The sequence below is a fragment of the Protofrankia sp. Cr1 genome (assembly GCF_963555865.1).
Lineage (GTDB): Bacteria > Actinomycetota > Actinomycetes > Frankiales > Frankiaceae > Protofrankia.
Genome location: NZ_CAUVXO010000624.1, coordinates 1 through 2,954, shown reverse-complemented (window position 1 = coordinate 2,954; position 2,954 = coordinate 1). Strand labels below are relative to the sequence as shown.

Sequence of the window (2,954 nt, the reverse complement as noted above, 5' to 3'; positions counted from 1 at the left end):
CCCGTGGCGGGCGCGGTGCGCCAGCGACGTCCACACCTTTTGACCGTTGACGATCCAGTGCTCACCGTCGGGCTCGGCTCGGGTGGCCAGGGCGGCCACATCGCTGCCGGCGCCGGGCTCGCTGAACAGCTGGCACCAGATCTCCTGCGCCGTCCAGATCGGACGCAGGTGCCGGCGCTGGTCGGGCCGACCGAACGTGGCGATGACCGGCGCGCACATGCCGATACCGATCGGGTTGCGCAGCCAGTCCGGCCGCCGTCCGGCCGTGTCCAGCTCCACGTCGATCACGTCCTGGAGTTTGGGTCGCAGGCCGAGACCACCGTCGCCGGGTGCGTGGGCCACCCATGCGAGGCCCGCGTCGAACAGCGCGGCGAGGAACGCCTGCTCGTCGCTGCCGACGTGATCGGCAAGCACCTGCCGGGTGAGCTGGCGAACCTGCTCCGCCTCGCCATCCAAGGTCACGGGTGTCTCCTTGTCCTGTTGGCCGTCAAGTCTGGGTTATCACAGTCCGGCCCGGCCTGCGGATTTCCTCCAAACCGACCGGGACCGGGCCTCGCGTTCAGCCCGCCACACCAGCCGTGTGCCCCATCCCCGACGGCGGGCGACCGCTGCGACGTACAGTGACATCAGTTCCATCACGTCGGCATCTTTATGATCATGCAAAGCGACGAAGGCCGACACATCGAGGGCGATCGCATGGTCGAAACCGAGCCCGATAACGAAATCGATGCGGGTACCGACGAGCCGCTCCAACGCCGGGCCGTCAGCATCGCGAACCCGCCGCAGGCCGGGTAGGAGCTCCTTGCGCATCGCCACATGTTCGATCCCGGCCTCCATGAAGCGTCCACCGATGGGCAGGTAGCCGCCTGCGGCGTAGAAACCTTCGGCCGTCACCTGGGCATGCAGCTCCACCGCGGGCAGGCCTCGTTCTGACGCGCGGTGTTCGAGCGCGACGGTGACGGCCCGCCCGAGACCGCGCCCGCGCAGCTCGGCGCGAACGGCGACCCGTCCGATCACTCCGCTCGGCTCGGCCGGACCTTCGCCGAGATGGGGATCGGCACCCCGGCGGTCGTCAGGCGAAGCCGACCCGTGGCCCGGGTCGAGCAGCCGGGCCGTCGCCAGGGCTCGGCCGGCGTCGTCGACGACGATCGCGTGGTCGGCGTCGTTGTCCCGCCCGTCTTCCTCAAGGTCCGGCGGCACGGCCTGTTCGATCACGAACACGTCACGGCGAAGTTCGAGAGCCGCACGCGGCGGTGGACCCGGTACGACCAGGACGTCGGCGGGCGTCAGCACAGCGCGGCCAGAGCTGGACGGCGAGCGACGAGCCGGACCCTCATAAGACGGAGTGTAAGAGCGGACGGTGACGATAGGGCCGAAAGTGGCCATATACTGACGTCGAGTGCACGTCGCGCACACCTGGTGGGGGGACTGCGGTGAGGCGAACTCGTGGGGAACGGTCGACCCGCCGGCGGTTGCCGGCGCGGTTCGCAGCGTCCCGGGCACGCGGTTCCGTGGCGGTGTCGCTGGCTCTTCTGCTCGCCGGCGGATCAGCCGTCCTCGTGCTGGGGCAGAGCGCGGGTTCGGCGGTGCTGCGGCTGGATGATGTCGGCGCATGGCTGGCCAGCGGTGCCCGGGGAATCGTCTCGCATATCAACGGGCCGTCTGGGCGGGCGGACGCCAGCGTGACCATCAACGGCACGAAGGGACATCACCTCACCGTCGCGCAGGACGGATCCAGCGTGCTGGTCACCGACACCGACACCGGGCGGGTCAGCCGAATCGACCCGGCCGGGCTGGCCGTAACCGTGCAGCAGAATTTCGGGGCTGGCGTGACTGTTGTCGCGGGCGCGGGCCAGGCGTATGTCATCGACAAGCCCGCCGGACGGGTCAGCCGGATCGACCCGACAACGTTGGATGTGCTGGGCGCGCCGGTCGCCTTCGGTTCCCCGATCGACAGCGCCGGGTTGACCGCCGATGGCACACTCTGGGTGATGCTGCCTGTACAGGGGCAGCTGGTTCCGGTCCGTCAGGGCATCGCGGGGGTGACCGTCCCCGTTGGCCGGCCCGGTGACCAACTGTCGTTGACGATCGCGGACGGGGTGCCGGTCGCGGTCGACGCGACCGCCCCGGCCCTGGTACCCGTGCGCGACGGCCGCCCAGCACCGGAACTGCGGCTGCCTCCTCCCGCCGGGTCGGGGCGGAAGCTGCTGGTGGCACCGGCCGTTGACGGCCAGCTGCTACCGATCATCGTCGACACAACGACCACGATGCTGCTCGCGGACCTCACCGCGGGCACGGTACGGACGGTCGAGCTCGGCTCCCAGGATCCGTCCGGACAGCTCGGCGCGCCGGTCGTGGCCGGCGGCCGGGTGTACGTGCCCGACAGTGGCAAGGGACGGCTGCTGGTCTACGCGACCGGCCCGGGCCGGTTCGAAGCGCCGATCACCGTCACGTCCGGGACAGCGGAGCTCACCGTGTTCGTCCGAAACGGGACCGTCTGGGCGAACGATCAGAGCGGCTCCCACGCGGTCATGGTCAGACCGGACGGTTCCACCCAGCAGGTCGAGAAGTACACCCCCGACGTCGCCGGGAGTGCGTCCACTACCCCGCCCCGGGCGCTGCCCAGGCAGGTGGTCGTACCGCCGAGCCAGGCCCCCCGGTCCCAGCCCGCGATCCCCGTCCCACCCCAGCGGGACACCCCCCGGGTACCGGTGACGGGACCATCGCCCAGCCCGAGCCGTCCCGACATCCAACCGCCGGCCGACCCGACGACCCCATCGCAAACACCGACACCGTCCCTGACACCGACCCCCACGCCGTCGCCAACACCGTCCCCGACACCGACTCCCCCACCCGGGAAGCCGGTCGTGTCCGTAGCGCTGGTGGGCAACGGCCCGAAGACCACGGCAACAGTGACCACGGCTGCCACCGGCGGGCTGACCAGCACGGTCACT

Annotated in this window: 3 protein-coding genes; 1 reads left to right on the top strand and 2 read right to left on the bottom strand. The window is 70.6% G+C overall.

Annotated elements, in window-relative coordinates; genetic code table 11:
- Both U9980_RS26960 and U9980_RS26955 read right to left on the bottom strand, forming a co-directional pair.
- The coding region (locus tag U9980_RS26960; protein ID WP_322770500.1) for an acyl-CoA dehydrogenase family protein at window positions 1-462 on the bottom strand (462 nt) is incomplete at its 3' end.
- A gap of 39 nt (window positions 463-501) precedes the next feature.
- Complete coding sequence (locus U9980_RS26955; protein WP_322770499.1) at window positions 502-1,293, bottom strand: GNAT family N-acetyltransferase; 792 nt, start codon at window positions 1,291-1,293, stop codon at window positions 502-504.
- A 224-nt stretch (window positions 1,294-1,517) separates the two neighbouring features.
- Between U9980_RS26955 and U9980_RS26950 the strand changes: the two genes are divergently transcribed.
- A partial coding sequence (locus U9980_RS26950) for a hypothetical protein (RefSeq protein ID WP_322770498.1) occupies window positions 1,518-2,954 on the top strand: 1,437 nt, incomplete at its 3' end.